Here is a 26,262-nt window from a genome sequence, read left to right as displayed (position 1 = left end):
CCAACATCAAACCATTCTTTTTAGGTAGGCAAGAGCATCCGGCCATGCATAGAAGCGGTCAGTTCCTTTTTTCGCCCCATGCCGTGTGAAAATAAAAGAGGAAATAAGTGGAGAGTAGTTTTTGTTTTCATAGCCGCAGCTAATATGTCGAAAAATCAAAATGGATTTATATATATAGGGAAGGAATGAATCATGTCGTATTTTCTGTCCTTACTATTATGTTTTTCTCTTTCACCGATATGGCCTCTTGGAGATAATCCGCGTGCTGGAGATCCATTTATTATTGTAAATAAGCAGACGAACAAGCTTGCTTATATTGATGATGGTAAAATACAAAAGGTCTTTCCTATAGCGACGGGAAAAACAAACGAGTTAACGCCAGAGGGAAGTTTTGATATTGTAATGAAGGCAAAAAATCCTTATTATATTGCGAAGGATATCCCTGGTGGTTCACCAAAAAATCCACTTGGCTCTAGGTGGATGGGATTTAATGCACGAGATACTGACGGGAGTAAATATGGTATTCACGGTACAAATCAGCCAAGCTCAATTGGAAAATATATTTCACAAGGATGCATTAGAATGAAAAAAAATGATGTGGAATATTTATTTGATCGCATTCCAATTGGAACAAAGGTATGGATTGTAAAATCGAAAAGAACATTTCAGCAGCTTGCAAAAGAAAAAGGAGCTCTGGTTTACGAAAAGGTCAACCGAACAAGTTGGCTTTTTCTTTCCACGAACTTGTCTTGACATGTGTACATATCCATGTATTAATGAGGATATACGAAGATTATTGGAAAAGGAGTTGCTCGTATGTATTTGAATCCAAGGCTTTCTTATATGCAGTTTTTTATTGGCTTTCTATTCATTGTGACTTTCATATTGGCAACTTTTAATGTATGTTCTTTTCTGGTGTCAATTGTGTTCATGGCACTTTTAAATGTAACTTTTGTTATAGGAGCGTTTCAGCAAAAACATTATACCAGCTTTGTTATGGCCCTTGTGATGGCTTTTTCATTTAGTATTGTAGCGCTTGTACTAATAATAAAATAAAATATAAATCATTCATTAAAATGATTGTGATTGAACAGGCTGTTTATTTTCTATCCAGGAGAATAAACAGCCTGTTTGTGCTAAAAAAGGACGACATTATATATCGTCCTCCTTACCAAAACATACTTGCTCCAGCGAGTAATGTTGTTACAAGCATTGAAATTAGCATAACGTATATCATAACTTTTTGTGCTTTCTTATTCATGTTAAACCTCCTTACAATCATTCCAACTCTCCCCCGCTATTTGCGGACAGTAACACTCCCACTTTAAAATTCAGCAAAAGTAAAGAAGGTAGGTGGGAGATGAACTGTCCGTAAAAGCCCGATTGGTGAGGATTAATAATTATTGGGGGAATGGAGAACCCCCAATAATTAAAGTTTCACTTTATTGTATCGAGAAATGGAAACATGGACAAGGGTATAGAGAAGACAAAATTCGAGAAATGTATCTAAAATATAACAGGAAAATTTGAAATACACAGAGAATATAAACAGCATAGGACACAGTTTTTTCGGTGCCTTTTAAAAAAAGTTTTGCAAGCTGAAGAATGGAGATACGATAATGAAAGTATATGAAACAGAACGTTTGCAATTAAGAGAAATCGATGAGTCGTATGCAGAGCAAGTTCTTCAATATTACGACAAAAATCGTGAGTTTTTAAAGGCGTGGGAAGAATATCGACCAGATGATTTTTTTACATTGGATTATCAAAGAAAACGGTTGCAAAAAGATGAGAAAGAATTTGTAGAAGGGAAAATTATTCGATTATGGATTTTTAAAAAAGGTGATGATACGAATATTATCGGTTGTATTTCTTTCAATTTAATTGTGCGTGGAATTTATCAGTCCTGTGTTCTTGGTTATAAACTAGATAAAGATGAATTAAACAAAGGTTATACGACAGAAGCGCTTAGAAAAGCAATTGAAGTGGCTTTTCAAGAATTCCAATTACATCGTATAGAAGCCCCGATTATGCCCCGTAACTTAGCATCTATTCAAGTTGTAACGAAGATTGGCTTTCAATATGAAGGGGTGTCCCGGAAGATGTTAATGGTAAATGGGGTTTGGGAAGATCATATGCGGTGGGTCCTTTTAAATGAGTAGAAGAAAGCAGATGGTTATCTAGATGTGTGAACCATCTGTTTTTTTAGCTTGTCTTTCGAAACTTTTGCGAAATTCTGTTATAATTAACGATGTTACATACTTAATGCAATGCAGGAGGCGCATTCTCATGATTAATCAAGAACGTTTAGTAAATGAATTTATGGAACTTGTGCAAGTAGATTCTGAAACAAAATATGAAGCAGAAATTTGCAAAGTGTTAACAGAAAAATTTACTGCTTTAGGTGTTGAAGTATTTGAAGATGACACGATGGGTGTAACTGGACATGGTGCAGGTAACTTAATTTGTACTTTGCCAGCGACGAAAGAAGGAGTAGATACAATTTACTTCACTTCTCATATGGATACAGTAGTTCCTGGTAAAGGAATTAAGCCTTCTATTAAAGATGGTTATATTGTATCAGATGGTACTACAATTTTAGGATCAGACGATAAAGCTGGATTAGCATCCATGTTTGAAGCAATCCGCGTTTTAAAAGAAGAAAATATTCCTCATGGAAAAATCGAGTTTATTATTACAGTTGGTGAAGAATCAGGTCTTGTTGGTGCGAAAGCATTAGATCGTGAACGTGTTACAGCAAAATATGGTTATGCATTAGATAGCAATGGAAAAGTGGGCGAAATCGTAGTTGCAGCGCCAACGCAAGCAAAAGTAAATGCGATTATTCGCGGGAAAACAGCTCATGCTGGTGTAGCACCTGAAAAAGGTGTATCTGCAATTACAATCGCAGCAAAAGCAATTGCAAAAATGCCACTTGGTCGTATTGATTCTGAAACAACTGCAAATATCGGTCGTTTCGAAGGTGGCACACAAACAAACATCGTTTGTGACCATGTGCAAATTTTCGCAGAAGCTCGCTCTTTAGTAGATGAAAAAATGCAAGAGCAAGTTGCAAAAATGAAAGAAGTATTTGAAACAACTGCAAAAGAAATGGGCGGTCAAGCAGATGTTGAAGTAAAAGTTATGTACCCAGGATTTAAATTTGCTGATGGCGATCATGTTGTAGAAGTTGCAAAACGTGCTGCTGAAAAGATTGGTCGTACACCTTCTCTTCACCAAAGTGGTGGCGGAAGTGACGCAAACGTAATTGCAGGGCATGGTATTCCAACAGTAAACTTAGCAGTTGGTTATGAAGAGATTCATACAACAAACGAGAAAATTCCTGTTGAAGAATTAGTAAAAACAGCTGAACTAGTTGTTGCAATTATTGAAGAAATAGCGAAATAATTGTAAGCATACGAAAAAAATGGCGTGTAAACCATCATAGGTTTACACGCCATTTTCATTTGGATTCGATTGCTTTTACAAGGCGAATGAGCCAATATAAAAAAATCCAGGGGAGTATATACGTTGTTGCAACACGTACTAAGTGAGGTAGCAGTGCGAAGGTATTCACATTAATATTAAAAACCGGCAGTAGTAAATAATTAATAGCAATAATTAATATAATAACGAGGAACGTGTAATTGAGTTTACTATGGTTTTTTATATCACTCTCTCCTTTTACATAATTATCCATTATTGATTTCAGTATATCAAAAAATAGTCGGAAAGAACGTGTTTTTGTGATTGAAAAGCTCCACTGTTTTTGAGGAATTTGATATAATAAATTCAGGAACAAACGTTCTTTTTTGGGGGGTGAGAAACATGAGAGAAATGTATCCAAAAAACGGTCGTGTCATTCTACATGTTGATATGAATTGTTTTTTCGCGTCAGTTGAAATTGCCCATGATCCATCATTAAAAGGAAAACCATTAGCGGTTGCAGGGAATGAAAAAGAACGAAAAGGGGTTATTGTAACATGTAGTTATGAAGCAAGGGAATACGGAGTACGTACAACAATGCTCCTTTGGGAAGCGAAGCGGTTATGTCCAGAGTTAGTTGTGAAGCACCCGAATTTTAAATTATATCGCGAGGCGTCATTTGAGATGTTTCAAATTCTTTCACGCTTTACTGAAAAGATTCAGCCAGTTTCTATAGATGAAGGTTACTTAGATATAACAGATTGTTATGGATTAGGTTCACCTCTTGAGATTGCTAAGATGATTCAACAAACATTATTAACAGAATTACAGTTGCCATGCAGCATTGGAATAGCCCCAAATCTTTTTCTAGCGAAGACTGCGTCAGATATGAAAAAGCCGCTTGGTATTACTGTGTTTCGGAAACGAGATATTCAGGAATTACTTTGGCCACGTCCTGTTGAAGCAATGCATGGAATTGGTGAGAAAACAGCAGAAAAGCTAAAAGAAATCCATATACATACAATTGAACAGTTGGCAAAGGGAGAAGCGCATGTGATTCGTGCAAAAATAGGAAAGCACGGCGTTGATTTACAAAAACGGGCAAAAGGTATGGATGATAGAGAAGTCGATCCAAATCAAATGGGACAACATAAAAGTATCGGAAATTCAACAACATTTTCGAAGGATATGGATGAAGAGAAGGAATTGCTTGATATGTTAGAGCGCTTATCGAAATCAGTTAGCAAAAGGCTACAAAAACGGACTCTTGTCAGCTATAACATTCAAATTATGATGAAATACTATGATCGGCGTACAGTAACGCGGAGTAAACAATTAAAAAATGCAATTTGGGAAGAATGTGATATTTTTCAAGCTGCTTCACGTTTATGGAAGCAACATTGGGATGGCGATCCGATTCGATTGCTTGGTGTCACAGCTACGGAATTAGAATGGAAAACAGAATCAATTAAACAACTGGATTTATTTTCATTTGAAGAAGATGCGAAAGAAGAGCCACTATTAGCTGTAATTGACCAGATTAATGATAAATATGGAACTCCTGTTTTACAAAGAGGGAGTCAGTTATTTCGAAAGCAGGAGAAATCTTTTCGGCAGAAATTGGAAAATAAATTTATATAAAAAAGTGTCATGGTAATTTAGTACTCATGACACTTTTTATATTTAACTCGCTTCTAAATCTAATGAAGTTTTCCATCCTGCAGTCGTTACTCCAGATTCCAAAAGCATTTGATTTACTACTTTCTCGATTAAGGCTACTTGATTTGTTACCGAGAATTAGGAAATACTCTTCGAACGGTTTCGGTAAATTCTTCAAATAACCCTGTTACTGGTTTGCCTTGGTTAATTTTGTCCGCATAGTCTCTCATTCGATCTACAAAATCAGGATTTGAAGATACAAATACATGACGAATATCTGGGTCGGTAGCTCTAACTTGATCTGCAACTTTCTTTTCTAATTGCTTTGTGATTTGTCCTTTTACATTTTCACGTAAAACAACTGCAACATAGGCATTTCTATTTGTGACGATTACATTTGCCTTGTCTATTTCTTCTAGTTCAACGATTCGATCTGCCGCTTTATTTGCTATATGCAGTCGTGTTTCATTGTTCGTGACACCGTTCGTATTATTTTTTACTCTTTGAAGGTTAGTGTTGTTTCCTTCGTATGTAACATTTCGTACGCCATTGTTTTCGCGATTATCCAATGCTTTCTCCTTTTGCTTTCCTGCACATCCAAGCAATGAAATAATTGCCAAAAAAATGATTGAAAACATCTTTAATTTTTTCAATGATATCTCTCCTTTACAATACTATGTTTTTAAAATGACCAGTTGTCCATTTATTATTCATAGTAAAAAGGGGATGATATTTTGTATATTTTATAAAAACAAAAAAAGCATCGATTTTCGATGCTTTTTTATTTTTATCCCGCTATTTGCGGGCAGTAAGACCCCCATCTCAAATTTCAGTGAAAGCAAAGAAGTAGTTAGATTGGGGATCAACTGTCCGTAAAAGCCCGGTTGGTGAGGGCTAATAATCAGTGGGGGGTGAAGCGACACTGATTAAAGTTTCACTTTATAGATTATGAGATGGAAGGATTTTCATAAATCACAATCTCTGAATTGTTTGTTGTTGAAATACGTTGTGCATAATATGTGATAGATGAAGAAATGTATTCAGGTAACGTTCGATTTGTATGCGATGTGGTGTATTCATGAATTAACTCTTTTAAAGTCGTCCATTCTAGTGGTGCTGGGTGATCAGACACGAAAGAACTTACCCAGCGATCAAATGAAGATGAAAAATCAGTTTGTAAACGAAATACTTCTTTCATAGTTAAACGCTCCCTTTATTTGTAATACAATTATTTTACTATAAAACACGAACGATTGCTATTTTTTTATCGTTAACGTTCGTTTAATATAGTTGTCTAGATGAGTAGTTCATAGAAATTCATTTGCCATTTGAAATAACATTCCGTAAGATGAAAGATAGATTCTATAAAGAGCTGGAGGAAAGAAAGTGGAATTTGTATTTTTAGGAACTGGTGCAGGCGTCCCTTCAAAAGGGAGAAATGTTTCGGCAATCGCTTTGCAGTTGTTAGAAGAACGAGGTGAAACGTGGTTATTTGACTGTGGTGAAGCAACACAACATCAAATTTTACATACATCAGTGCGTCCACGTCGCATTGAAAAAATATTTATTACACATTTGCATGGAGATCATATTTTTGGGTTACCTGGTTTATTAGGAAGTCGTTCCTTTCAAGGAGGAACAACTCCATTAACAGTATACGGACCAAAAGGGATTAAGCAATTCATTGAAGTCGCATTATCGGTGAGTACAACACATGTTAAATATCCACTTGAAATTGTAGAAATTACTGAGGAGGGTATTGTTTTTGAAGACAAGCAATTTCATGTAGAAACGAAGAGGTTGTCACATGGAATTGAATGTTTTGGATACCGAATCGTTGAGAAAGACATACAAGGACATCTCCTTGTTGAGAAGCTGCTAGAAGCTGGCGTAAAGCCAGGGCCAATCTTTAAACGTTTAAAAGACGGTGAAGTAGTTGAATTAGAGGATGGAAGGGTTTTACACGGAAAAGACTTTATTGGTCCACCTCAAAAAGGAAGAATCATTACGATTTTAGGGGATACACGTTATTGTGAAGCAAGTAGAATCCTTGCGCAAGATGCAGATATACTTGTACATGAAGCGACATTTGCAGCAGCAGATGAAATCCAGGCACATGATTATTTTCACTCAACAACAGAACAGGCAGCAAGTATTGCATTGCAAGCGAATGTGAAACGGTTAATATTGACTCACATTAGTTCGCGTTATCAAGCAGATACATATAAGGAATTGTTACAAGAAGCTCAGTTGTTGTTTGCAAATACAGAAATAGCTAAGGATTTGAAATGTTTTCCAGTAGAACGATAACATTTTACAAACAATGGCAACATAAGTTTGCCATTGTTTTATTTTTTATAAAAAATTTTTTCTCTACAAGATAGTTGAAACTGTTATCATTTGATATCTATATGAACTAATACAGGGATTTTAAGATTTTTAGATGGATATGAGAAAAACACAAAACATCGGTCATTTTGAAAAACTGTTATATAGGTAGTTTGTCTTATTGTTACTACAAGAGAAGTAAAAAAAAATTAATTCTGAAACTTTGAAATTCAACAAAAGTAAGCGTTTCATAAAAAACAAGCTATAATGAGGGCAAATTACAATTCGTCGGGAGTTACAGCGTGCATTTTAGCCATTTTTCGTAACGAAACGAAATTGACTAAAAGAGAGAGGGCATCATGGAGATTATTAAGGGAACCGTATTATTATTATTTGTACTCAGTCTTTTTTCACTCTTTAGTTTCTTGGAGAATCAGCAGGTAGTCTAGGCGGAGTAGCTGGTGCAACTCTTGTTGCGTTAGCAATGGGGGTATCACCTGTTTATGCTATGCTTGTAGGGGCTTCTGTGTTAAAATTTGGATTGCTACCAGGATTTATTGCTGGTTATCTTATTTCATTTTTAGTAAAGAAAATTGAAAAACGTGTACCAGAAGGATTAGATTTAATTGCATGTATCGTAATCGCTGCGCCATTAACAAGATTGATTGCAAAAGGAATGGATCCAGTTGTAACAGCAACATTGAAGCAAATCGGAGGAGTTATTACATCAGCTGCTGATGTAAGTCCGATTGTTATGGGGATTATATTAGGTGGTGTTATTACAGTTGTTGCGACTGCACCTCTAAGTTCAATGGCACTAACGGCACTTCTTGGTTTAACAGGGCTACCAATGGCTATCGGGGCATTAGCTGTAACAAATTCATCCTTTATGAACTATGAATTCTTTAAGCGAATGAAGTTTGGTGATAAACGTACAACGATTGCGGTTGCAATTGAGCCGCTTACGCAAGCAGATTTAATTTCAGCAAATCCAATTCCAGTGTATGTAACAAACTTTATTGGTGGTGCGGTTGCCGGAGTTATTATCTCGATGTTCGATCTTATTAATAATGCAACAGGAACAGCAACGCCAATTGCCGGACTTATGGTTATGTATGGTTTTAATGATCCGATGAAAGTAACGCTATGTTTCTTATGTATTATGGTGTCTGGTATTATTGCAGGATATATTGGCTCACTTCTATTCAAAAACTATCCAATTCGTACAGCGGAGCAAATTCGTGGTACGGGAGGAAAGGCAACAGAATCGGCAGCTTAATAGAATAGTAGTAAGCAATTTTTTATAAAAGATTTAGGAGGAATCATGATGAAATATCGCTCAGTATTTGATATTATCGGTCCAGTTATGATTGGGCCGTCCAGTTCACATACAGCAGGTGCAGCAAGAATGGGGCAAGTTGCTCGTCAACTTTTCCGTCATGAACCAAAAAGAGTTACGATTTCGTTATATGGCTCGTTTGCAAAAACATATCGTGGTCATGGAACGGATGTAGCATTGATTGGTGGTATACTAGGATTTGAAACAGATGATACACGTATCCCAAGTGCGCTAGAAATTGCAAAAGAGCGTGGGATTGAAGTGGACTTTATTGAAGAAGAAGCGAATGCACCACATCCGAATACAGCGAGAATTCGTTTGTATAAAGGAGAAGAGGAGATTGAAGTGGTCGCTTGTTCAATTGGTGGTGGAAAGATTGAAGTGGTGGAATTAAATGGGTTTGATTTACAACTATCAGGAACAAGTCCGGCACTTCTTATTGTAAATAATGATCGCTTTGGAGCGATTGCATCTGTAGCTTCTATACTTGCCAAACATGAAATTAATATTAGTACGATGAGTGTTTCACGTAAGGAAAAAGGAAGAAGAGCGCTTATGGTCATTGAAACAGATGAATTGTTGGCAGATGAAGTTATCGAAGAAATTAAAGGACAATCTAATATTTGTCAAGTAACTATTATGGATTAATTGCAGGGGGGACACACCATGTTTCGGAACGCAGCGGAACTAGTGGCGCAAGCTAAAGAACAGAATGTAAAAATTGCAGAAATTATGATTCAATGTGAAATGGAGACAAGAAGTATCTCTCGTGAAGAAGTACTTGCAGGCATGGAGAAAAACTTAGTCGTGATGGAACAAGCGGTAGAGCGTGGTATTAAAGGTGTGAAATCACCGACTGGTTTAACTGGCGGAGATGCGGTGAAAGTACAAGAGTATATGAAGAGCGGAAAAGGTTTATCTGGGCATACGATGTTGGATGCAGTGAGCAAAGCGGTTGCAACAAACGAAGTAAATGCAGCAATGGGAATCATTTGTGCAACACCAACAGCTGGATCAGCTGGGACTGTACCAGGCGTACTATTTGCGCTCAAAGAAAAATTACAGCCAACACGTGAAGAAATGATTGAATTTCTATTTACAGCAGGAGCATTTGGGATGGTTGTTGCCAATAATGCTTGCATTTCAGGTGCAGCTGGAGGTTGTCAAGCTGAGGTTGGTTCAGCAAGTGGAATGGCAGCAGCGGCAGCTGTTGAAATGGCTGGAGGAACACAAGAGCAAGCAGCTACAGCGATGGCGATTGCTTTAAAAAATATGCTAGGGTTAGTATGTGATCCAGTTGCTGGACTTGTAGAAGTACCTTGTGTAAAACGTAATGCAGCAGGTGCTTCAAATGCTATGATTGCAGCGGATTTATCACTAGCTGGTGTAACAAGTACAATTCCATGCGATGAAGTTATTGAAGCGATGTTTAGAATTGGGCAAACAATGCCAGTTGCACTTCGTGAGACAGCTGAAGGTGGACTAGCAGCAACACCAACAGGGCGTCGCCTTCAAGAAGAGATTTTTGGGAAGAGTAGTAAATAAGAGAATACAATCGTGATAAAAGAACGGAGCTCAGATCTATTTTCTGAGCTCCGTTTATTATTTTTCGTTTGTTAATTGTTCTAATGTTTTTCCAAGTTCATGTGATCGTTTTGTAGCTTGTGTAATACATGCGACGAGTGCTTGTTGAAAATTAAAACTTTGAAGAACCTCGATCCCAGCTTCTGTCGTTCCACCAGGAGAGGTGATTTCTTTTCGTAAGATAGAAGGGTGCTTAGTATTAGCTTTAAGCATTTCAGCGGCACCGATCATTGTTTGTAAAATAAGTGATTTAGCCACAGACTCTTCTAAGCCGATCTGTTTTGCGGCTTCTTCCATTGCTTCAACTACGTAATACACGTACGCAGGGCCACTCCCAGATAGTGCAGTAACAGCATGCATATGTTCTTCTTCCACCACTGAAACAAGGCCAATTGTTTCAAATAAAGATTTAGCAATGTAAATGTGCTGCTCTGTTGCATGCAAGGATGGAGAAATAGCTGTGGCTGATTTTAAAATAGTGGCTGATGTATTTGGCATTGCTCGGATAATCGGAACATTTTTTTGAAGCAGGCTTGTAATAGAACTTGTAGAAACACCTGCTAATAATGAAATAACGAGTTGATTATTCGTTATATATTTTTTTATAGGTTGAAGTGCTTCTGCGACGTCTTTTGGCTTCATTGCAAGGAAAATAATATCCGCATGAGCAAGTAGTTCTTCTTTGTTATGTGTGCCTTTGACACCGTATTTTGTATGTAATTCCTGTAATCTTGTTTCATTTGAGCGGTTACTTACTGTAATTTGTTCACCCGTTACAACCTTCGCATCTAATAAACCGGCGATGATTGCTTCAGCTATAGATCCGGCACCTAGAAAGGAAATATTTTGAATAGACATGATGAAGCCTCCTTAATTTTTGTAAGAAAAACTTATAAATTTACATACATTCGTTTTATTATAGAAAACACCTCCTTTTTATCTGAAAATAATGACAAATTTTTAAAGAAGTTGTAAACTGAAGAGGGATTCATTTTTGAACCGGAGAGAGACGGGGGGCATAAACATGGTAGCAATTCATCGAATGGAGATTCCTGTTCCATTTGCAGTTGAGACAGTTAATGTGTTTTTAGTAAAGGGAGAATCATTAACATTAATTGATACAGGGACAAATACAAAAGAGGCCAGGGCAGCATTAGAAAAACAATTAAGGACTTTAGGATATAGGATAGAAGACATTGAAACAGTAGTGATTACACATCATCATGCTGATCATTGTGGGCTTTTAAATACATTTTCTGAGAAGACAAATATTGTGGGCCATCCTTGGAATGAGCCGTGGATTACGCAGGATTCTCAATTTTTGAAACGTTATCAACAATTTTTTAAAGAAGCCGCATTACAGTTCGGAGTTCCAGAAGCATTTTTGAAGGATGAAGCATTACTTACGACGAAAACACTTAAATATTCTTGTAATAGATCGTTAACGCATACTGTACGAGAGGGAGACAGTATTGAATCGTTACCTGAGTTTACAGTTATTGAAACACCTGGGCATGCTTCGACTCATATTTCGTTATACAGGGAGCGTGATGGACTATTAATTGGTGGGGATGCTTTAATCAGTCATATTTCCTCCAATCCGATACTAGAACCGCCATATGAAGGACAGACAGAGCGAGCGCAACCTTTACTACAATATAATCAAACATTAAAACGTTTAAGTAACATGAAGATTTCATGCATTTTATCAGGTCATGGAGAAGACATTGTGAATGTGAAAGAGCTGATAGAGGGAAGGTTGCAAAAACAAGAAACACGTGCTTTCAAAGTGTTAGAATTATTAAAAGAAAAACCGATGACAGCCTTCGAAGTATGTGTGAAATTATTTCCTGTATTATATAAAGAACAATTGCCACTTACGATTTCGGAAACAGTTGGACAATTGGACTTTTTAGCATATAATCAACAAGTGATGATTGATGAATCGTCGCCACAATTGATTTATTATGCAAAGTAGGTGACAGCGATGACAGGACGTTTACAAGAAAAAGTAATCGTCATTACAGGAGCTTCTAGTGGAATTGGAGAACAAGTTGCGATGCAAGTTGCAGCGCAAGGCGCGATTCCTGTATTAATAGCGCGGACAGAAGAAAAACTACGAGTATTAGCTGGAAAGATTAAAGCGACTTACAATACGCCTTGCTATTATTACGTATTAGATGTAAGTGAAGAAGCAGAGATTGATACTGTTTTTGCAAGAATATTAAAGGATGCAGGGCAGATTGATATATTGGTAAACAATGCTGGTTTTGGTATTTTCAAAACGTTTGAAGAAGCGTCCATGACTGAAGTGAAAGATATGTTTCAGGTCAATGTATTTGGATTAGTAGCTTGTACGAAAGCAGTATTACCTCATATGTTAGAGAGAAATAGTGGACAAATCATTAATATTGCTTCGTTAGCAGGGAAAATTGCAACGCCAAAATCTAGTGCGTATGCAGCAAGCAAACATGCGGTATTAGGATTTACGAATAGCTTACGCATGGAGCTCTCAAATACAAATATTCATGTAACAGCGATTAATCCAGGGCCAATTGACACAAACTTTTTTGATATTGCTGATCAATCAGGTACATATGTAAAAAATATGGGACGTTACATGTTAAAGCCAATATACGTAGCAGAGCAAATTGTAAAAGTGATGCAAACGAAAAAGCGTGAAGTGAATTTGCCAAAATGGATGAGTGTTGGGCCAAAACTTTTTGCGTTATTTCCAGGTTTTTTTGAACGTATAGCAGGTAAATCATTAAGTAAAAAATAGGAGATTTCCATTTGGAAATCTCCTATTTTTTATTTTCCCGTAATATATTCATAAACAATATCCTCAATTGCTTCATATACATCGATATTAGGTTCCGAACCAATGGTTGTTTGGACACTTTGAATTAAAGTTTCCCGATCCTCTTTTGAAATAGGTTTACATTGATATTGCCGAAAACTTTTTATCAACATCTTTTCAATTAATTTTTCATTCATGTTTTTCCCCGCTTGCATGTATAAATGTATTGTTTTTATTGTACTTGAAGTATAGAAAAAATACTAGCGTACATCAAAGGTGTATAAAAATTCATGTATAATTATTGTTTTTCTAGAAAAATTACGTTTTTAAAACTTTTAAAATTAATAAATATTTAATTGACTCTATAAATATACAATATTATAATCATATTTAATTTAAAGAATCGATATAAGGAGGAGCATATGAAAGTCGCGATTATTGGAGCAACTGGATATGGAGGAATTGAGTTAATAAGGTTGTTACATCATCATCCATATTTTTCGATTACATCTGTCCATTCTTTTTCACAAGTAGGGGAACGAATAACAAATGTATATCCGCACTTACAAAATTTTATTGTCCATACGTTACAAGAAATCGACGTGGATGTAATAGCGAAGGAGGCTAGTATTGTATTTTTAGCGACACCAGCAGGGGTTTCGGCGGAGCTGACGCCCCGCTTGCTAGCGTCTGGTTTAAAAGTTATTGATTTATCAGGTGATTTCCGTATGTTGAATCCTTGTACATATGAAACATGGTATAAAAGGCCTGCTGCAAAGGAAGAAATTCTTCAAAAGGCAGTGTATGGATTAAGTGAATGGAAAAAGTTAGCTATTAAAGAAACGGAATTGGTTGCAAATCCAGGATGTTTTGCAACAGCGGCACTGCTAGCAGCTGCGCCATTAATGCGGGGCGGGATGATAGAGGAAGACTCACTTATTATCGATGCGAAATCAGGGGTGTCAGGAGCGGGAAAAACACCGGCAACAATGACCCATTTTCCAGAGCTGTATGATAATTTCCATATTTATAAAGTGAATGAGCACCAGCATGTTCCAGAGATTGAACAAATGCTTGGTGAGTGGAATAAACAGGCGAAACCAATTACATTTAGTACACATTTAATTCCGATATCGAGAGGGATTATGGTTACTCTCTATGCAAAAGCAAAACGAGATATCCATGCACAGATATTAGAGAAGCTATATGAAGAAACGTATTGTCATGCTCCTTTTGTTCGTATCCGTTCTAAAGGAGAGTTTCCAAGTCCAAAAGAAGTAAGGGGTTCAAATTATTGTGACATTGGAGCGGCTTATGATGAACGAACAGGACGTATTACAGTAGTTTCCGTTATCGACAATATGATGAAAGGAGCGGCTGGGCAAGCAATTCAAAATGCAAACTTATTAGTAGGTCTGGAGGAAACGGCGGGATTACAATATATGCCGCTCTATCCATAAGGGGGAAGAATGATGATTAGAACAGATTCTATTATAAAAGTTGCAAGTGGATCAATTGTAACGCCAAAAGGTTTTGCAGCGATTGGTACCCAGGTTGGGTTGAAAAAAGGGAAAAAAGATATGGGAGCAATTGTTTGTGATGTTCCTGCTAATTGCGGAGCTGTTTATACAACAAATCAATTTCAAGCTGCGCCAGTACAAGTTACAAAAGAAAGTATAGCTGTGGAAGGAAAGCTACAAGCAATTGTTGTAAATAGCGGAAATGCAAATGCATGTACAGGTGTACAGGGGTTACAAGATGCGTATGAAATGAAAACGTTGGCTGCGAAACAATTCCAGCTAAAAGAAAATCATGTAGCAGTTGCTTCAACAGGTGTCATTGGAGTTTCTTTACCAATGGAAGCAATTCGTACTGGTATTTCCTATCTCGTACCATCGAAAGAAAAAGAGAAGGCAGCTTCCTTTTATGAAGCGATATTAACAACGGATCTTGTTATAAAGCAATCATGTTATCAGTTTATGATTGAAGGAAAAGAAGTGACGATTGCAGGGGCAGCAAAAGGTTCTGGTATGATTCATCCGAATATGGCAACGATGCTTAGCTTTATTACAACAGATGTAAATATAGAACAAGAAGCACTCCAGCTAGCATTATCACAAGTTACGAATCATACATTTAATCAAATTACTGTGGACGGTGATACATCTACAAATGATATGGTCGTTGTAATGGCAAGTGGGTTATCAGGAACAACTGCTATTTATACGAATCATACGGAGTGGGAGAAGTTTATGTTTGCTTTGCAAAAGGTATGTGAGGACTTAGCGAAGCAAATTGCTAAAGATGGTGAAGGTGCTACTAAGTTAGTTGAAGTAAATGTATACGGAGCACGAACAGTAGAAGAAGGGAATAAGATTGCGAAACAAATTGTTGGCTCAAGTCTTGTGAAAACTGCAATGTATGGTGAAGATGCAAATTGGGGCCGCATTATTAGTGCGATTGGTCAAAGTGGAGTTGTTATTGATCCTATCGCTGTTGATATTGCTGTTCAGTCTATTCCTGTTTTACAAAGCAGCGAGCCACAAGCGTTTTCTCAAGAGGAAATGAAACAAAAATTAAAGGAATCTGAAATTGTTATTGATGCTCATTTGCACCTTGGAGGAGAGAAAGGAAGAGCTTGGGGCTGCGACTTAAGCTATGACTATGTGAAAATAAATGCTTGTTATCGTACGTAAGGAGAGAGAAGATGAGCGAGTATATCGTAGTAAAATGCGGTGGTAGTATGCTAGAACGTTTAGAACATGTGTTTTTTGAATGTATAGAGCAGCTGAAGAAAAAATATCAAGTTATTGTTGTTCATGGCGGTGGAGCAGAAATTGATGCAAAGCTAAAGCGATTTAATATTCCAATTGAAAAGAAGAATGGATTACGTGTGACGACAAAAGAAGTGATGAATGTTGTTCAAATGGTTTTATGCGGAAGCACGAATAAAAAAATGGTGATGAATTTTCAAAAGCATGGCTTGCATGCAATCGGAATCTCTGGTTGTGATGGGAAATTACTTCAAGTTCAGCCTTTTGATGAGGATATTGGATATGTTGGTGAAGTTAGCGGTGTAGAGACTTCACTATTAAAAGGGTTACTAGATTTGAATTATATTCCGGTTATTGCTCCAATTGGGGTAAGAGGAAACCAGGTTTATAACATAAATGCAGATACAGCCGCAGCCGGAATTGCAGCTGCGCTGGGGGCGAAAGAACTTATTTTTATTACGGATGTAGATGGGATATTGTTCGAAGGGAAGTTGTTAACGAAAGCGGATGAAGCTGAGATCCTACGTCTGATAGAAAAAGAAATTATTACAGGGGGGATGATTCCGAAAGTGCAGGCTGCTCTCACCTCAATACAGATGGGAGTCGAGCATGTCAGCATTGTAAATGGTACAAAACATTTTGTAGGAACATCAGGGGAGTGGGTTGGAACGACGGTAACAAAAGGGGTGAATATCGTATGAGTAGTCATATATTTCCGACATATGGGAGACGCAGTGTTGAAATTGTTCAAGGAACCGGAACAAAAGTGATAGATGAAAGTGGGGAAAAGTATTTAGATTTTACTTCTGGAATTGCTGTATGTAATTTAGGACATTGTCATCCTGTACTTGTAGAAGCAGTAAAAAAGCAATTACAGGAAATTTGGCATATATCAAATCTTTTTCCGCACAAGGCACAAGAAAAGGTAGCTGAATTGCTAACAGAGGGGCGTGAGTTAGATTACGTGTTTTTTTGTAATAGCGGGGCAGAAGCCAATGAAGCAGCGCTTAAACTAGCGCGGAAGCATACGGGGAAATCTCTTGTTTTAACATTTCAGCAATCTTTCCATGGAAGAACATTTGGAACGATGAGCGCAACGGGGCAAGAGAAAGTAAAAAAGGGATTTGGTCCACTTCTTCCATCTTTTTCACATATTCCCTTTAATGATATAGCCGCGCTCAGGGAGACAATGAATGAAGAAGTAGCTGCAGTTATGGTGGAAGTTGTTCAAGGTGAGGGTGGCGTCTTACCTGCTGATATTTCCTTTTTGCAAGAGATTGAGAAGTTATGTAGACAATATGGTGCTCTTTATATAATCGACGAGGTGCAAACGGGTATGGGAAGAACGGGAACGTTGTTTGCTTATGAACAGACCGGAACATCCCCAGATATCGTTACAGCGGCAAAGGCGCTTGGAAATGGGATCCCGGTTGGGGCAATGCTTGGAAAGAAAGAGCTTATGACTGCTTTTTCAGCGGGGACTCATGGTTCAACATTTGGCGGAAATTACATTGCAATGACAGCAGCAAAAGAAGTACTACAAATTATAAAACAACCTTCATTTTTACAAGAAGTAAAAGAAAAGGGAGAATACTTCCTGCAAAAATTAAAGAAAGAATTACTTGATGTTGAATGGATTACTAATATTCGAGGGAGAGGACTTATGATTGGAGTCGTTTGTAAGTGTGACGTCACATTCATTATAGAACAGTTAGAAAAAGAGGGGCTTCTTGTATTGCAAGCTGGAACAAATGTTTTGCGACTTTTACCACCACTCATTGTAACGAATGAAGAAATAGACGAAGCAGTAAATATGATAAAAAGAGTGATTTGTACACAAAAATCACCAATATTATAAGGGGGAAATTCTATGTCAACTATACAAGTACCGAAATTACAAACGAAAGATCTTTTAACATTAGAAGAACTGACGCAAGAGGAGATAATTGCGCTAATTGAATTTGCAATGTATTTAAAAAAAGAGAAGCATGAACCTTTATTAGAAGGGAAAATATTAGGGTTAATTTTTGATAAACATTCAACTCGTACGCGTGTTTCTTTCGAAGCAGGAATGGTACAACTCGGTGGACATGGAATGTTTCTAAGTGGAAAAGAAATGCAACTTGGCAGAGGAGAAAGTGTTTCAGACACAGCAAAAGTATTATCTCATTATATTGATGGAATTATGATTCGTACATTCTCGCACGCAGATGTAGAGGAGCTTGCGAAAGAAGCAAGTATTCCTGTTATTAATGGATTGACAGATGATCATCATCCGTGTCAGGCATTAGCTGATTTGATGACAATTTATGAAGAAGTTCATACATTTAAAGGGATTAAACTTGCTTACCTAGGGGATGGAAATAATGTATGTCACTCTTTACTGCTAGCAAGTGCAAAAGTCGGTATGCATATGACAGTGGCGACTCCCCCGGGGTATGAACCGAATGAACAAATTGTAAAGCGTGCACTAGAAATTGCAAATGAGACGGGAGCAAATATTGAAGTTTTGAATGATCCGGAGTTGGCAGTGAAAGGTGCTGACTTTATCTATACCGATGTTTGGATGAGCATGGGGCAAGAAGATACGGAAGGGAAATACCAATTATTTCAACCGTTTCAAGTGAACGAAAAACTTGTTCAGCATGCGAAAGCAACGTATCGCTTCTTACATTGTTTACCCGCTCATCGTGAAGAGGAAGTAACAGGAGAAATTATAGATGGATCGCATTCTGTTGTCTTTGCGCAAGCAGGGAATCGATTGCACGCTCAAAAAGCATTATTGGTAAGTCTACTTCAAAACATCAAAAAACCTTCCTAATCGGGGAGGTTTTTTTGTTACGAAATGTCTGATGTATATTTGGTGAATGTTCTTTGTATCATTTATAATAAGATGAAGTTAGTATAAGTGAAGTTAAATAGGGTTGTTTGTGTCGTAGTATTAAGTTCATACTACGAAGAGAAAAAACTATTAAAGAGATGATAATTGTGCAAACAGGTAAAAAAACATATTCATTTTTTCAACGTATTTGGAGAGTGCTTAAATTTCATTATTATAAGTTGCTCCGGTCGCCAGAAGGAGCGAAGAAAGTGTCACGTGGATTTGCGATTGGATTTGCTTTGGAAATGTTGGTGATTTATACAGCGTCACTTGTTTATCTTATTTTTTATCCAATTGTACGCTTAGCAAAGGGATCTTTTCCAGCAGCGGTTATTGGTAATATTATCGGAAAAATATCATTTCTTCCGGTAATTTTGTTTCCGTTTGCGTATGCATTAGGGAAAACTTTATATCCATTTGAAATAAAGGTAATTCAGCATAAACCATATACAATATCTGATCTTTTCTCGAGTAATATTTTTATTATGTTAAAGAGCTTATTACAGAGTGAAGTATATGTATTAATTGGGATGACAATTTTCGGGGTTGTATTTGGAGTAATATCTTATTTTGTTGTGCATTATTTATATGAAAAGAACCGTAAGTTACGTTTGAAAAAAAGAAAAAAACGCGCGAGAGAACCACTTGTACAAATATAAAGAATGTCACATTCATTTTCCGCCTTGAATATGCTTAAAAAAGGAGGGTGAATGAATGTATTATTACTATGTACCTCAAGCATACTCATATGTGCATTATTATCCTGTTCCTTATACAAGGCAACAGTTTGAAACATATCAGCAAGCGCAGCCTTCTCCGGAGCAAAAACCATACTTAACAACATGGCCGTATTCAAATGTATATTATGGAAACTATTATGAATCATAAAGCTGCTTCCTTTGGAAGCAGCTTTATACGTTTGTTTTCAAAATTAAATTTTGGATCGTTTGAAGCGAGTGAATGAGTTGTTCACGATCGCTTTCCGATAATGTTTGAAAGTTTTCTTTTAGTTTGTCTAAAATGAATTGTTGATATTGACTTACTGACGATTTCCCTTCTAGTGTTAGAGAAATTAAAATGACTCGTCGATCTTTTTCGCTGTAATGACGCTCTATAAGTTCTTCTTGAATCAATTTATTTAATAGAGGTGTCATGTTGGGCCTTGAAATCGCTAATCGCCTTCCGATTTCTGACACTGCTAATGTGCCACGTTCATGCAATAGCAGTAACACCTGTGTATGTGACGGTGGCATGTGCCTTTGTGAAGAAAACTCTCCAGGAAGCATAAATTTGCGATAAAAAAGAGGCACTAACGAAAGAAGATGATCAACAATACGTTCCCATTCGCGTGATTCCATATAAAGGCCCCCTTCCATTATCATTGTAACAAAAAAAGGTACCGTATAAAAATAGAATTGTTCGTTTTTGTTTTAATATTTGTAGGATAGAACTTGTTTAGTAAACGCGTTGGCAATAATTTCATAACCTTTATCATTTGGATGTACTTGATCGTACAGTAATTCTTTTTTATCATTTGGTATTAATTTTCGAATTGGTAAAACAATGGACGGTTGATTCGCTTTTGAAATTGAGTAAACCGCATCATTCCAGCCATCTAAAAACATATCTGCATAAGAAGCAATTGAATCATCGAGTTGTAGAGGGTTATAGAGCTCAGATAGAATGAGTAAAGCATTTGGGTTGAGAGTTCGAACTGTCTTTACAATGTTTTTTACGTCTTCTTCAAAATGAGTTTTTTCTTTATTTAACATTTTAATACCATCTATAACACCTACATCACGATTTAAACGGAATAAATTATTTCCTCCAATATTAATGGTAATTATATTTGCTTCTTTAATTTTTTGCTGCACTTCTTCTGCCTGAATTTTTTGAACGAGACGATCTGTTGTAAGTCCGTTCACTCCAAGGTTTTCTACTCTAATCGGTTTGTGAATTTGTTCCTCTATTTGCTTGGAAGCTAATTCGGAAAACCCTCCTTGTGTCGAGCCATATCCCTTTGCAAGCGAATCTCCTAACACAAGATGATAAAAAGAGTCATTTGTTTGTTTATCAATCCAATGAGGAGTAGATGATGCTGATTTTTCTTTTTGTTTTGTTGTCTCATCGTTCTTTTCAAAATGCGAATAAGAAATGATTAGAAGGAGGAGACAAACAATAATTAAGATGACTTTTTTCATAAATTCATCCTCCTTGTAATTGGTAATTGTATCATATTCAACGGTATAAGCAATGGAAGGGCTTATTATATCTTTATGGAAATTTTACAATAACTTTACAGAAAATTTGTAGAAGTATGTCAAAAAATATTGACGATATGAAAGTAAGTTAGATATGATAATGTCAGATAAGGTGAAACTTCCATCAGTGGGGGATTTTCTTCATCCCTTCACCTGATGGTTAGTTGAACCAATCGGGCTTTTACGGGCAGTTGATCCCCCATCTAACTTTTTTGCTTCTGCTAAATTTTAAGGTGAGGATCTTACTGCCCGCAAATAGCGGGATAAGTGAATAGGCGTCACTCTAATATTCTAATATGAGGAAATAAGAGAATGAAGGTAGAGAATACTTTATTAGAGTTTGATGAAAAGTTCATTTTATTTGTTTTTAAAGGGACAATTTAATAAGGGGGATTTTTTGTGAAGAAATCAAAGAAAGCGCTAGCAGGAGCGACGCTTGCATTAGGTGTTATAGCACCTCAAGTAATGCCAACTATTGCTCATGCAGAGGGACAAGCAGAGGAGAGTACAGTTAAATTACGAATCTTAGAAACTTCTGATATTCATGTTAACTTAATGAACTACGATTATTATCAAACGAAAACAGATAATAAAGTTGGTTTAGTTCAGACAGCAACTCTTGTAAATGAGGAACGTGCAAAAGCGAAAAACTCTGTACTATTTGATGATGGGGATGCTCTACAAGGGACGCCGCTTGGGGATTATGTAGCACAAAAAGGCTTGGATGGAGAGTATGTCCACCCTTTATATCGTTTAATGAATTTAATGAAGTATGACGTCATTTCTCTTGGAAACCATGAATTTAACTACGGTTTGGACTATTTAAAGAAGGCAATTAGTAAAACACAGTTCCCAGTAATTAATTCAAATGTGTATCTAGACGATCATGATAATGATGAAGCGAACGATAAACACGCCTTTGAAAAGTATCATATTTTTGAAAAAGTGGTAACAGATGAAGCTGGCAAAACACAAAAAGTGAAAATTGGTGTAATGGGCTTTGTACCACCGCAAATTATGGGCTGGGATAAAGCGAATTTAGAAGGAAAAGTAAAAGCGAAAGACATTGTACAAACGGCGAAAGAATTGAGACAGGAAATGAAAGATAAAGGTGCAGATATCATTGTTGCATTAGCGCACTCGGGTGTTGATAAAAACGGTTACAATCCTGGTATGGAAAATGCATCGTATTATTTAGCAACAGAAGCTTCTGTTGATGCAGTGTTAATGGGACACTCCCATACGGTAGTAACGGACAAGTTTAACGATGTTCCAGTTGTAATGCCTGGTGTTTTCGGAAGTAATCTAGGTATCATTGATATGGAACTGAAAAAAGTAAATGGCAAGTGGGAAGTACAAAAAGATAAATCGGTTCCAAGCGTTCGTCCAATTTCTGATAGTAAAGGAAATGCATTAGTAGAATCTGATAAGAATTTAGTTAATGAAATAAAAGACGATCATGAAGCAACGATTAAATATGTAAATACACCTGTCGGTAAAACGACAGCACCAATTAACAGTTATTTTTCACTTGTACAAGATGATCCATCTGTACAGCTTGTAACGAATGCTCAAAAATGGTATGTAGAAAAGCTATTTGCAGAAAATGGACAGTACAGCAAATATAAGAGACTCCCAGTTTTATCTGCAGGGGCGCCTTTTAAAGCAGGCGGCCGAAATGGTGCAACTTATTATACTGATATTCCAGCAGGGACTTTAGCGATTAAAAACGTTGCTGATTTATATGTATATCCAAATACTCTATATGCTGTAAAAGTAAATGGTGCGCAAGTAAAAGAATGGCTTGAAATGTCTGCAGGTCAGTTCAATCAAATTGATCCAAATAAAGCGGAGGAACAGTCATTAGTAAATGTAAACTATCCTACATATAACTTTGATATTTTAGATGGCGTAAAATACGAAATTGATGTGACACAACCAGCAAAATATGATAAAGATGGAAAAGTAGTAAATCCAAATGCGAATCGTATTGTAAACGTATCATATGATGGGAAACCAATCGCTGATGATCAAGAATTTATTGTTGCTACCAATAACTACCGTGGTAGTAGCCAAACATTCCCTGGTGTAAGTAAGGGAGAAGTTGTGTATCAATCTCAAGATGAAACGCGTCAAATCATTACGAAATATATGAAAGAAACACCTGTTATTAATCCAGCAGCAGATCAAAACTGGGCGTTTAAACCAATCGCTGCTGAAAAATTAAATACTACATTTGACTCTTCACCAAATGCGCAAAAGTACATTACAAAGGATGGGAAAATCTCTTATGTTGGTCCATCTGAAAATGAGTTTGCGAAATATGCAATTGATTTAACGAAAAAGAACGATGGAGATAAGCCGACACCGCCAACACCAGGTGAAGGAAACGGTGGGGATAAGCCAACAACACCGCCAACACCAGGTGAAGGAAATGATGGAGATAAACCAACAACACCGCCAACACCAGGTGAAGGAAATGATGGGGATAAGCCAACAACACCGCCAACGACAGATGAAGGAAATGGTGGGGATAAACCAACATCACCTACTGAAGGTGAAAATAAAGATACGAAAGAACATACAAATGTAAGTGAAGATAAAGAAACAAACGAAGTAGAGCGTGATTTACCAAAAACGGGAGCGAGTGTCTTCTCTACAATTGGAGCGGGACTTGCGTTTGTTGGAGCAGGCGTGTTTATGTTATTTAGACGAAAAAAAGCAAATAGATAATCACGTTCGCAAATAGAGGAATAAAGAAAAAAGGGATTACCACTATCGGTAATCCCTTTTTCTTTATATTTCATTTAAGAAACTGAAACAGTTTTTTCTTTTTTCCATGAAAGCCCGAATCCTGTGAATCCAACGATAATTGTAACGATTGGGCAAGCTAAGCAGAAGATTGAATATGGAACATAATCAATTGTTGGAACGCTTAGTACGTTTGCTAAGAAGACGCCGCTTACGCCCCATGGTACAAGAGGATTAACAACTGTGCCTGCATCTTCTAGTACGCGTGATAAATTACGGCGTTCTAAACCGACTTCATCGTATTTGTTAGCAAATGCTTGTCCTGTTAAAACGATAGATAAGTATTGCTCACCAAGCAAGAAGTTAACTCCAATTGCTGTTGAAGCGGTAGAAATAATTAAACGAGTGCTTGTCTTAACGAAATTAGAAATAATGTTCATAAGCTGAGTAATAATGCCAATTCCTTGTAGTAACCCACCCATAGAAAGAGCAAGGAAAATAAGTGCAATTGACATAAGCATACTTTGTAATCCACCGCGTGATAATAAACTATCAATATCTTTTATGCCTGTCTTAGCAACATAGCCATCTTGCATAATTTTCATCAAATCAGCAAGTGATGTACCCGGCTTGAAAATAAAGAGAATGATAATACCAGCTACAATGCCAGCAAGTAAAGTTGGAACAGCCGGTACTTTTTTGAATGCGCATACGAATAGTAATAGAATCGGAATAAGTGTGACAATTGAAATGATTGTATTCTTTTCTAACGCATTTGTAAAAGTAGAGAAATCAACATTTCCTGAAGAACCACTTCCTAAAATGAAGAAAGCGATAAAGGCAATAATGAAAGCAGGAATTGTTGTCCAAAGCATGTTACGAATATGTTCAAATAGATCCACTCCTGTTACAGCAGGAGCTAAGTTTGTTGTATCTGATAAAGGAGACATCTTATCCCCGAAGAAAGCTCCAGAAACAATTGCACCAGCAATAAGTGCTGGATCGTATCCAAGAGCAGTACCCATTCCCATAAAAGCAAGTCCTACTGTCGCTGCTGTTGTAAAGGCGCTGCCGATACTTGTTCCGACAATTGCACAAACAACAAAGACTGTCGGGATGAAAATCTTTGGTGCTACAAGCCCGAATCCGTATACCATTAATGTTGGAATTGTCCCAGCAGCGATCCAAACGCTAATTAATACACCGACAAGTAAGAAGATGAAAATGGATGGAATACCAGCTGAAATACTACTTATCATTCCTTTTTCCATAGTAGACCAAGGGATTTTTTTAATAAATCCAAATGCTAATAATACAATAATGCCAAATAAAATTGGAATGTGTGGTGATGTTCCTAATTGAATAACGCTAAAGCCAATACAGAAAAAGATGAAAAATGTTAAAAGAATAGATTCAATTTTTGAAACCATTGTTTGCCCCTCCTAATAATCTAAAATAGTTCTTTTTTATATAAAATTCGCCAATATTGTATATTTCCTTCTAAAATTTAGAATTTTGCGACAAATTACCGGTAATTGTTTAGCATCATAAAAAAACGTCCCTGCATATAAATATGCAGGGACGAAAAGAATCGCGGTACCACCCTAGCTTGTGAAATGAACGTAGCACAAAATAAAGGGTCGTATAATATGCACCAACAGAAAATAAAAAACGCCCCTGCAGTATATGCAGGGACGAAAAAAATCGCGGTACCACCCTAAATTGTGAAACAGTTTCATTTCACCACTCTGTAGAAATAACGGTCCATAACCGTCTTTCACTACTCCAAACGTTTCGTAAAAGAAGCTCCAGGGGGTAATTCATAATTCGCTCTGTACTGGTTCGCACCGACCACCAGCTCTCTGAAATCAGAAAACGAAATACTACTAAATCCTATCATCGCCGATTCATATGATGTTAGTTAAATTTTTATCACATATCTATCACATATGTCAACATATATACTTATTATTTTTTTTAAGAAAATAACGAGAGAATGTTTTTTTTAGTTCTTATTTGTGCGTTATAATGAAAATAGAAAGGAGGGGAGTGAATGAAGAAAAAATTATTTCTTTTGACAACCTTACTTGTTCTTGGTGGAGGTGCTGGAATTTATACAGTATTTGCGGCATCACCAGATCAACCGAAATTAAAGGTTGAGCAAAAAGTAGAAACAAAGGAATTAGAGAAAGTCAAAGAAGAAAAGAATAGAGAGAAAACAGCTGCTAAATTAGGTGTTCCTCTTGAAGGAAAAACAGAAAGAGAAATTCAAAAAGAGTTAAATACAGCAAGGTTTGAAAAGCGTCATGAGCTGCTTATAGAACATGCAAAACAACTTGGAATTGATACTGAAGGGAAAAAAGACGAAGAGATTATTTTGGAAATCGGAAAGATTCAGCATGGAAAATAAAACGACTTATCTTATGATAAGTCGTTCTTTTTTAAGAACATTTACCTTT

The 26,262-nt window shown here is 36.8% G+C and carries 28 protein-coding genes, 2 pseudogenes and 1 other annotated feature; of the genes and pseudogenes, 20 read left to right on the top strand and 10 right to left on the bottom strand.

Going from position 1 to position 26,262, the window contains the following annotated elements:
* Nucleotides 1-192 precede the first annotated feature (192 nt).
* A complete protein-coding gene (locus C564_RS0117055) occupies nucleotides 193-753 on the top strand; it encodes a L,D-transpeptidase (protein ID WP_018766137.1) in 561 nt (186 codons plus the stop codon).
* 63 nt (nucleotides 754-816) lie between these two features.
* Entirely contained in the window at nucleotides 817-1,056 is a 240-nt protein-coding gene (locus C564_RS0117050) for a DUF3894 domain-containing protein (RefSeq protein WP_016116232.1), read from the top strand.
* Nucleotides 1,057-1,168: 112 nt separating this feature from the next.
* On the opposite strand, the gene prli42 is transcribed toward C564_RS0117050, so the two are convergent.
* Complete coding sequence (gene prli42 / locus C564_RS36200; protein WP_016116231.1) at nucleotides 1,169-1,261, bottom strand: stressosome-associated protein Prli42; 93 nt, start codon at nucleotides 1,259-1,261, stop codon at nucleotides 1,169-1,171.
* 358 nt (nucleotides 1,262-1,619) lie between these two features.
* On the opposite strand from prli42, the gene C564_RS0117035 reads away from it, so the two are divergent.
* Both C564_RS0117035 and C564_RS0117030 read left to right on the top strand, forming a co-directional pair.
* Nucleotides 1,620-2,162 carry a GNAT family N-acetyltransferase gene (locus C564_RS0117035; RefSeq protein ID WP_018766135.1) on the top strand — a complete coding sequence of 181 codons (543 nt, stop codon included), beginning with the start codon at nucleotides 1,620-1,622 and terminating at the stop codon, nucleotides 2,160-2,162.
* A gap of 127 nt (nucleotides 2,163-2,289) precedes the next feature.
* Nucleotides 2,290-3,408 carry a tripeptidase T gene (locus C564_RS0117030; protein WP_018766134.1) on the top strand — a complete coding sequence of 373 codons (1,119 nt, stop codon included), beginning with the start codon at nucleotides 2,290-2,292 and terminating at the stop codon, nucleotides 3,406-3,408.
* Between the two features lie 55 nt (nucleotides 3,409-3,463).
* Here C564_RS0117030 and C564_RS34900 read toward each other — a convergent pair whose 3' ends face one another.
* On the bottom strand, nucleotides 3,464-3,670 hold the full coding sequence (locus C564_RS34900; RefSeq protein WP_033797230.1) for a hypothetical protein: 207 nt from the start codon (nucleotides 3,668-3,670) through the stop codon (nucleotides 3,464-3,466).
* Nucleotides 3,671-3,828: 158 nt separating this feature from the next.
* Here C564_RS34900 and C564_RS0117025 point away from each other — a divergent pair, with 158 nt between their 5' ends.
* Nucleotides 3,829-5,067 carry a DNA polymerase IV gene (locus C564_RS0117025; RefSeq protein WP_018766133.1) on the top strand — a complete coding sequence of 413 codons (1,239 nt, stop codon included), beginning with the start codon at nucleotides 3,829-3,831 and terminating at the stop codon, nucleotides 5,065-5,067.
* 42 nt (nucleotides 5,068-5,109) lie between these two features.
* On the opposite strand, the pseudogene C564_RS34895 reads toward C564_RS0117025, so the two are convergent.
* The 3 genes and pseudogenes from C564_RS34895 to C564_RS0117015 form a co-directional block, all read right to left on the bottom strand.
* Nucleotides 5,110-5,214, bottom strand: a pseudogene (locus tag C564_RS34895) (MgtC/SapB family protein); the annotation flags it as partial.
* The gene (locus C564_RS0117020) at nucleotides 5,214-5,738 is read right to left on the bottom strand and encodes a YhcN/YlaJ family sporulation lipoprotein (protein WP_018766132.1); all 525 of its coding nucleotides are present in this window, start codon (nucleotides 5,736-5,738) and stop codon (nucleotides 5,214-5,216) included. The gene C564_RS0117020 and the pseudogene C564_RS34895, both read right to left, overlap by 1 nt.
* A 293-nt stretch (nucleotides 5,739-6,031) precedes the next feature.
* Nucleotides 6,032-6,283: a DUF3932 family protein gene (locus C564_RS0117015; protein ID WP_003200148.1), complete on the bottom strand. Its 252-nt coding sequence runs from the start codon at nucleotides 6,281-6,283 to the stop codon at nucleotides 6,032-6,034.
* 188 nt (nucleotides 6,284-6,471) lie between these two features.
* On the opposite strand from C564_RS0117015, the gene rnz reads away from it, so the two are divergent.
* The 4 genes and pseudogenes from rnz (at nucleotide 6,472) to sdaAA (ending at nucleotide 10,297) form a co-directional block, all read left to right on the top strand.
* Nucleotides 6,472-7,395 carry a ribonuclease Z gene (rnz, locus tag C564_RS0117010; RefSeq protein WP_018766131.1) on the top strand — a complete coding sequence of 308 codons (924 nt, stop codon included), beginning with the start codon at nucleotides 6,472-6,474 and terminating at the stop codon, nucleotides 7,393-7,395.
* Nucleotides 7,396-7,772: 377 nt separating this feature from the next.
* Nucleotides 7,773-8,692: pseudogene (locus C564_RS33550) on the top strand (PTS sugar transporter subunit IIC).
* A gap of 48 nt (nucleotides 8,693-8,740) precedes the next feature.
* Nucleotides 8,741-9,400 (top strand): L-serine ammonia-lyase, iron-sulfur-dependent subunit beta, encoded by a 660-nt coding sequence (gene sdaAB / locus C564_RS0117000; RefSeq protein WP_016116224.1) that lies wholly within the window; start codon nucleotides 8,741-8,743, stop codon nucleotides 9,398-9,400.
* Between the two features lie 18 nt (nucleotides 9,401-9,418).
* Nucleotides 9,419-10,297 carry an L-serine ammonia-lyase, iron-sulfur-dependent, subunit alpha gene (gene sdaAA / locus C564_RS0116995; RefSeq protein ID WP_003208393.1) on the top strand — a complete coding sequence of 293 codons (879 nt, stop codon included), beginning with the start codon at nucleotides 9,419-9,421 and terminating at the stop codon, nucleotides 10,295-10,297.
* Nucleotides 10,298-10,354: 57 nt separating this feature from the next.
* Here sdaAA and proI read toward each other — a convergent pair whose 3' ends face one another.
* Nucleotides 10,355-11,194 (bottom strand): pyrroline-5-carboxylate reductase ProI, encoded by an 840-nt coding sequence (gene proI, locus C564_RS0116990; protein ID WP_018766129.1) that lies wholly within the window; start codon nucleotides 11,192-11,194, stop codon nucleotides 10,355-10,357.
* Between the two features lie 166 nt (nucleotides 11,195-11,360).
* Between proI and C564_RS0116985 the strand changes: the two genes are divergently transcribed.
* Both C564_RS0116985 and C564_RS0116980 read left to right on the top strand, forming a co-directional pair.
* Nucleotides 11,361-12,314 carry an MBL fold metallo-hydrolase gene (locus C564_RS0116985; RefSeq protein WP_018766128.1) on the top strand — a complete coding sequence of 318 codons (954 nt, stop codon included), beginning with the start codon at nucleotides 11,361-11,363 and terminating at the stop codon, nucleotides 12,312-12,314.
* A gap of 9 nt (nucleotides 12,315-12,323) precedes the next feature.
* Entirely contained in the window at nucleotides 12,324-13,118 is a 795-nt protein-coding gene (locus C564_RS0116980; RefSeq protein WP_018766127.1) for an SDR family NAD(P)-dependent oxidoreductase, read from the top strand.
* A 29-nt stretch (nucleotides 13,119-13,147) separates the two neighbouring features.
* Here C564_RS0116980 and C564_RS0116975 read toward each other — a convergent pair whose 3' ends face one another.
* Nucleotides 13,148-13,333, bottom strand: coding sequence for a YqzH family protein (locus C564_RS0116975; protein WP_018766126.1), 186 nt, complete (start codon nucleotides 13,331-13,333; stop codon nucleotides 13,148-13,150).
* A gap of 225 nt (nucleotides 13,334-13,558) precedes the next feature.
* Between C564_RS0116975 and argC the strand changes: the two genes are divergently transcribed.
* The 7 genes from argC to C564_RS36790 all read left to right on the top strand — a co-directional run bounded on the left by argC (nucleotide 13,559) and on the right by C564_RS36790 (nucleotide 19,679).
* The gene (gene argC, locus C564_RS0116970) at nucleotides 13,559-14,596 is read left to right on the top strand and encodes an N-acetyl-gamma-glutamyl-phosphate reductase (protein ID WP_006095914.1); all 1,038 of its coding nucleotides are present in this window, start codon (nucleotides 13,559-13,561) and stop codon (nucleotides 14,594-14,596) included.
* Nucleotides 14,597-14,608: 12 nt separating this feature from the next.
* The gene (argJ, locus tag C564_RS0116965) at nucleotides 14,609-15,832 is read left to right on the top strand and encodes a bifunctional glutamate N-acetyltransferase/amino-acid acetyltransferase ArgJ (protein ID WP_018766125.1); all 1,224 of its coding nucleotides are present in this window, start codon (nucleotides 14,609-14,611) and stop codon (nucleotides 15,830-15,832) included.
* 11 nt (nucleotides 15,833-15,843) lie between these two features.
* Nucleotides 15,844-16,611, top strand: a complete 768-nt coding sequence (gene argB / locus C564_RS0116960; protein ID WP_006095913.1) for an acetylglutamate kinase — start codon at nucleotides 15,844-15,846, stop codon at nucleotides 16,609-16,611.
* Nucleotides 16,608-17,768, top strand: a complete 1,161-nt coding sequence (locus C564_RS0116955; RefSeq protein ID WP_018766124.1) for an acetylornithine transaminase — start codon at nucleotides 16,608-16,610, stop codon at nucleotides 17,766-17,768. Before argB ends, C564_RS0116955 begins: the two co-directional genes overlap by 4 nt.
* A gap of 12 nt (nucleotides 17,769-17,780) precedes the next feature.
* The gene (argF, locus tag C564_RS0116950) at nucleotides 17,781-18,731 is read left to right on the top strand and encodes an ornithine carbamoyltransferase (protein ID WP_006095911.1); all 951 of its coding nucleotides are present in this window, start codon (nucleotides 17,781-17,783) and stop codon (nucleotides 18,729-18,731) included.
* A gap of 167 nt (nucleotides 18,732-18,898) precedes the next feature.
* On the top strand, nucleotides 18,899-19,450 hold the full coding sequence (locus C564_RS0116945) for a DUF2062 domain-containing protein (protein WP_003200118.1): 552 nt from the start codon (nucleotides 18,899-18,901) through the stop codon (nucleotides 19,448-19,450).
* 55 nt (nucleotides 19,451-19,505) lie between these two features.
* Nucleotides 19,506-19,679 carry a hypothetical protein gene (locus C564_RS36790; RefSeq protein WP_003200119.1) on the top strand — a complete coding sequence of 58 codons (174 nt, stop codon included), beginning with the start codon at nucleotides 19,506-19,508 and terminating at the stop codon, nucleotides 19,677-19,679.
* Between the two features lie 23 nt (nucleotides 19,680-19,702).
* On the opposite strand, the gene C564_RS0116935 is transcribed toward C564_RS36790, so the two are convergent.
* Together C564_RS0116935 and C564_RS0116930 are read right to left on the bottom strand one after the other, a co-directional pair.
* Complete coding sequence (locus tag C564_RS0116935) at nucleotides 19,703-20,149, bottom strand: MarR family winged helix-turn-helix transcriptional regulator (protein ID WP_018766123.1); 447 nt, start codon at nucleotides 20,147-20,149, stop codon at nucleotides 19,703-19,705.
* 72 nt (nucleotides 20,150-20,221) lie between these two features.
* A complete protein-coding gene (locus tag C564_RS0116930; protein ID WP_006095908.1) occupies nucleotides 20,222-20,992 on the bottom strand; it encodes a GDSL-type esterase/lipase family protein in 771 nt (256 codons plus the stop codon).
* A 459-nt stretch (nucleotides 20,993-21,451) separates the two neighbouring features.
* On the opposite strand from C564_RS0116930, the gene cpdB reads away from it, so the two are divergent.
* Nucleotides 21,452-23,785, top strand: coding sequence for a bifunctional 2',3'-cyclic-nucleotide 2'-phosphodiesterase/3'-nucleotidase (cpdB, locus tag C564_RS0116925; protein WP_018766122.1), 2,334 nt, complete (start codon nucleotides 21,452-21,454; stop codon nucleotides 23,783-23,785).
* 74 nt (nucleotides 23,786-23,859) lie between these two features.
* On the opposite strand, the gene nhaC is transcribed toward cpdB, so the two are convergent.
* The gene (gene nhaC / locus C564_RS0116920; protein ID WP_003208412.1) at nucleotides 23,860-25,233 is read right to left on the bottom strand and encodes a Na+/H+ antiporter NhaC; all 1,374 of its coding nucleotides are present in this window, start codon (nucleotides 25,231-25,233) and stop codon (nucleotides 23,860-23,862) included.
* Between the two features lie 257 nt (nucleotides 25,234-25,490).
* Nucleotides 25,491-25,712 (bottom strand) — a binding site (T-box leader).
* A 144-nt stretch (nucleotides 25,713-25,856) separates the two neighbouring features.
* On the opposite strand from nhaC, the gene C564_RS0116915 reads away from it, so the two are divergent.
* Nucleotides 25,857-26,213, top strand: a complete 357-nt coding sequence (locus tag C564_RS0116915; protein WP_018766121.1) for a hypothetical protein — start codon at nucleotides 25,857-25,859, stop codon at nucleotides 26,211-26,213.
* Nucleotides 26,214-26,262 lie beyond the last annotated feature (49 nt).

This window comes from Bacillus sp. 105MF, assembly GCF_000374885.1.
Classification (GTDB): Bacteria; Bacillota; Bacilli; order Bacillales; family Bacillaceae_G; genus Bacillus_A; species Bacillus_A pseudomycoides.
Note: the sequence above shows the minus strand (reverse complement) of the source record. Positions and strands in the feature narration are given on the sequence as shown.

Bases quoted from the DNA above. Each gene is read 5' to 3' on its own strand.
- C564_RS0117055 (WP_018766137.1), top strand. From the start codon at position 193: ATGTCGTATTTTCTGTCCTTACTATTATGTTTTTCTCTTTCACCGATA.
- C564_RS0117050 (WP_016116232.1), top strand. From the start codon at position 817: ATGTATTTGAATCCAAGGCTTTCTTATATGCAGTTTTTTATTGGCTTT.
- prli42 (WP_016116231.1), bottom strand. From the start codon at position 1,261: ATGAATAAGAAAGCACAAAAAGTTATGATATACGTTATGCTAATTTCA.
- C564_RS0117035 (WP_018766135.1), top strand. From the start codon at position 1,620: ATGAAAGTATATGAAACAGAACGTTTGCAATTAAGAGAAATCGATGAG.
- C564_RS0117030 (WP_018766134.1), top strand. From the start codon at position 2,290: ATGATTAATCAAGAACGTTTAGTAAATGAATTTATGGAACTTGTGCAA.
- C564_RS0117025 (WP_018766133.1), top strand. From the start codon at position 3,829: ATGAGAGAAATGTATCCAAAAAACGGTCGTGTCATTCTACATGTTGAT.
- C564_RS0117015 (WP_003200148.1), bottom strand. From the start codon at position 6,283: ATGAAAGAAGTATTTCGTTTACAAACTGATTTTTCATCTTCATTTGAT.
- sdaAB (WP_016116224.1), top strand. From the start codon at position 8,741: ATGAAATATCGCTCAGTATTTGATATTATCGGTCCAGTTATGATTGGG.
- sdaAA (WP_003208393.1), top strand. From the start codon at position 9,419: ATGTTTCGGAACGCAGCGGAACTAGTGGCGCAAGCTAAAGAACAGAAT.
- proI (WP_018766129.1), bottom strand. From the start codon at position 11,194: ATGTCTATTCAAAATATTTCCTTTCTAGGTGCCGGATCTATAGCTGAA.
- C564_RS0116985 (WP_018766128.1), top strand. From the start codon at position 11,361: ATGGTAGCAATTCATCGAATGGAGATTCCTGTTCCATTTGCAGTTGAG.
- C564_RS0116980 (WP_018766127.1), top strand. From the start codon at position 12,324: ATGACAGGACGTTTACAAGAAAAAGTAATCGTCATTACAGGAGCTTCT.
- C564_RS0116975 (WP_018766126.1), bottom strand. From the start codon at position 13,333: ATGAATGAAAAATTAATTGAAAAGATGTTGATAAAAAGTTTTCGGCAA.
- argC (WP_006095914.1), top strand. From the start codon at position 13,559: ATGAAAGTCGCGATTATTGGAGCAACTGGATATGGAGGAATTGAGTTA.
- argJ (WP_018766125.1), top strand. From the start codon at position 14,609: ATGATTAGAACAGATTCTATTATAAAAGTTGCAAGTGGATCAATTGTA.
- argB (WP_006095913.1), top strand. From the start codon at position 15,844: ATGAGCGAGTATATCGTAGTAAAATGCGGTGGTAGTATGCTAGAACGT.
- C564_RS0116955 (WP_018766124.1), top strand. From the start codon at position 16,608: ATGAGTAGTCATATATTTCCGACATATGGGAGACGCAGTGTTGAAATT.
- argF (WP_006095911.1), top strand. From the start codon at position 17,781: ATGTCAACTATACAAGTACCGAAATTACAAACGAAAGATCTTTTAACA.
- C564_RS36790 (WP_003200119.1), top strand. From the start codon at position 19,506: ATGTATTATTACTATGTACCTCAAGCATACTCATATGTGCATTATTAT.
- C564_RS0116935 (WP_018766123.1), bottom strand. From the start codon at position 20,149: ATGGAATCACGCGAATGGGAACGTATTGTTGATCATCTTCTTTCGTTA.
- C564_RS0116930 (WP_006095908.1), bottom strand. From the start codon at position 20,992: ATGAAAAAAGTCATCTTAATTATTGTTTGTCTCCTCCTTCTAATCATT.
- nhaC (WP_003208412.1), bottom strand. From the start codon at position 25,233: ATGGTTTCAAAAATTGAATCTATTCTTTTAACATTTTTCATCTTTTTC.
- C564_RS0116915 (WP_018766121.1), top strand. From the start codon at position 25,857: ATGAAGAAAAAATTATTTCTTTTGACAACCTTACTTGTTCTTGGTGGA.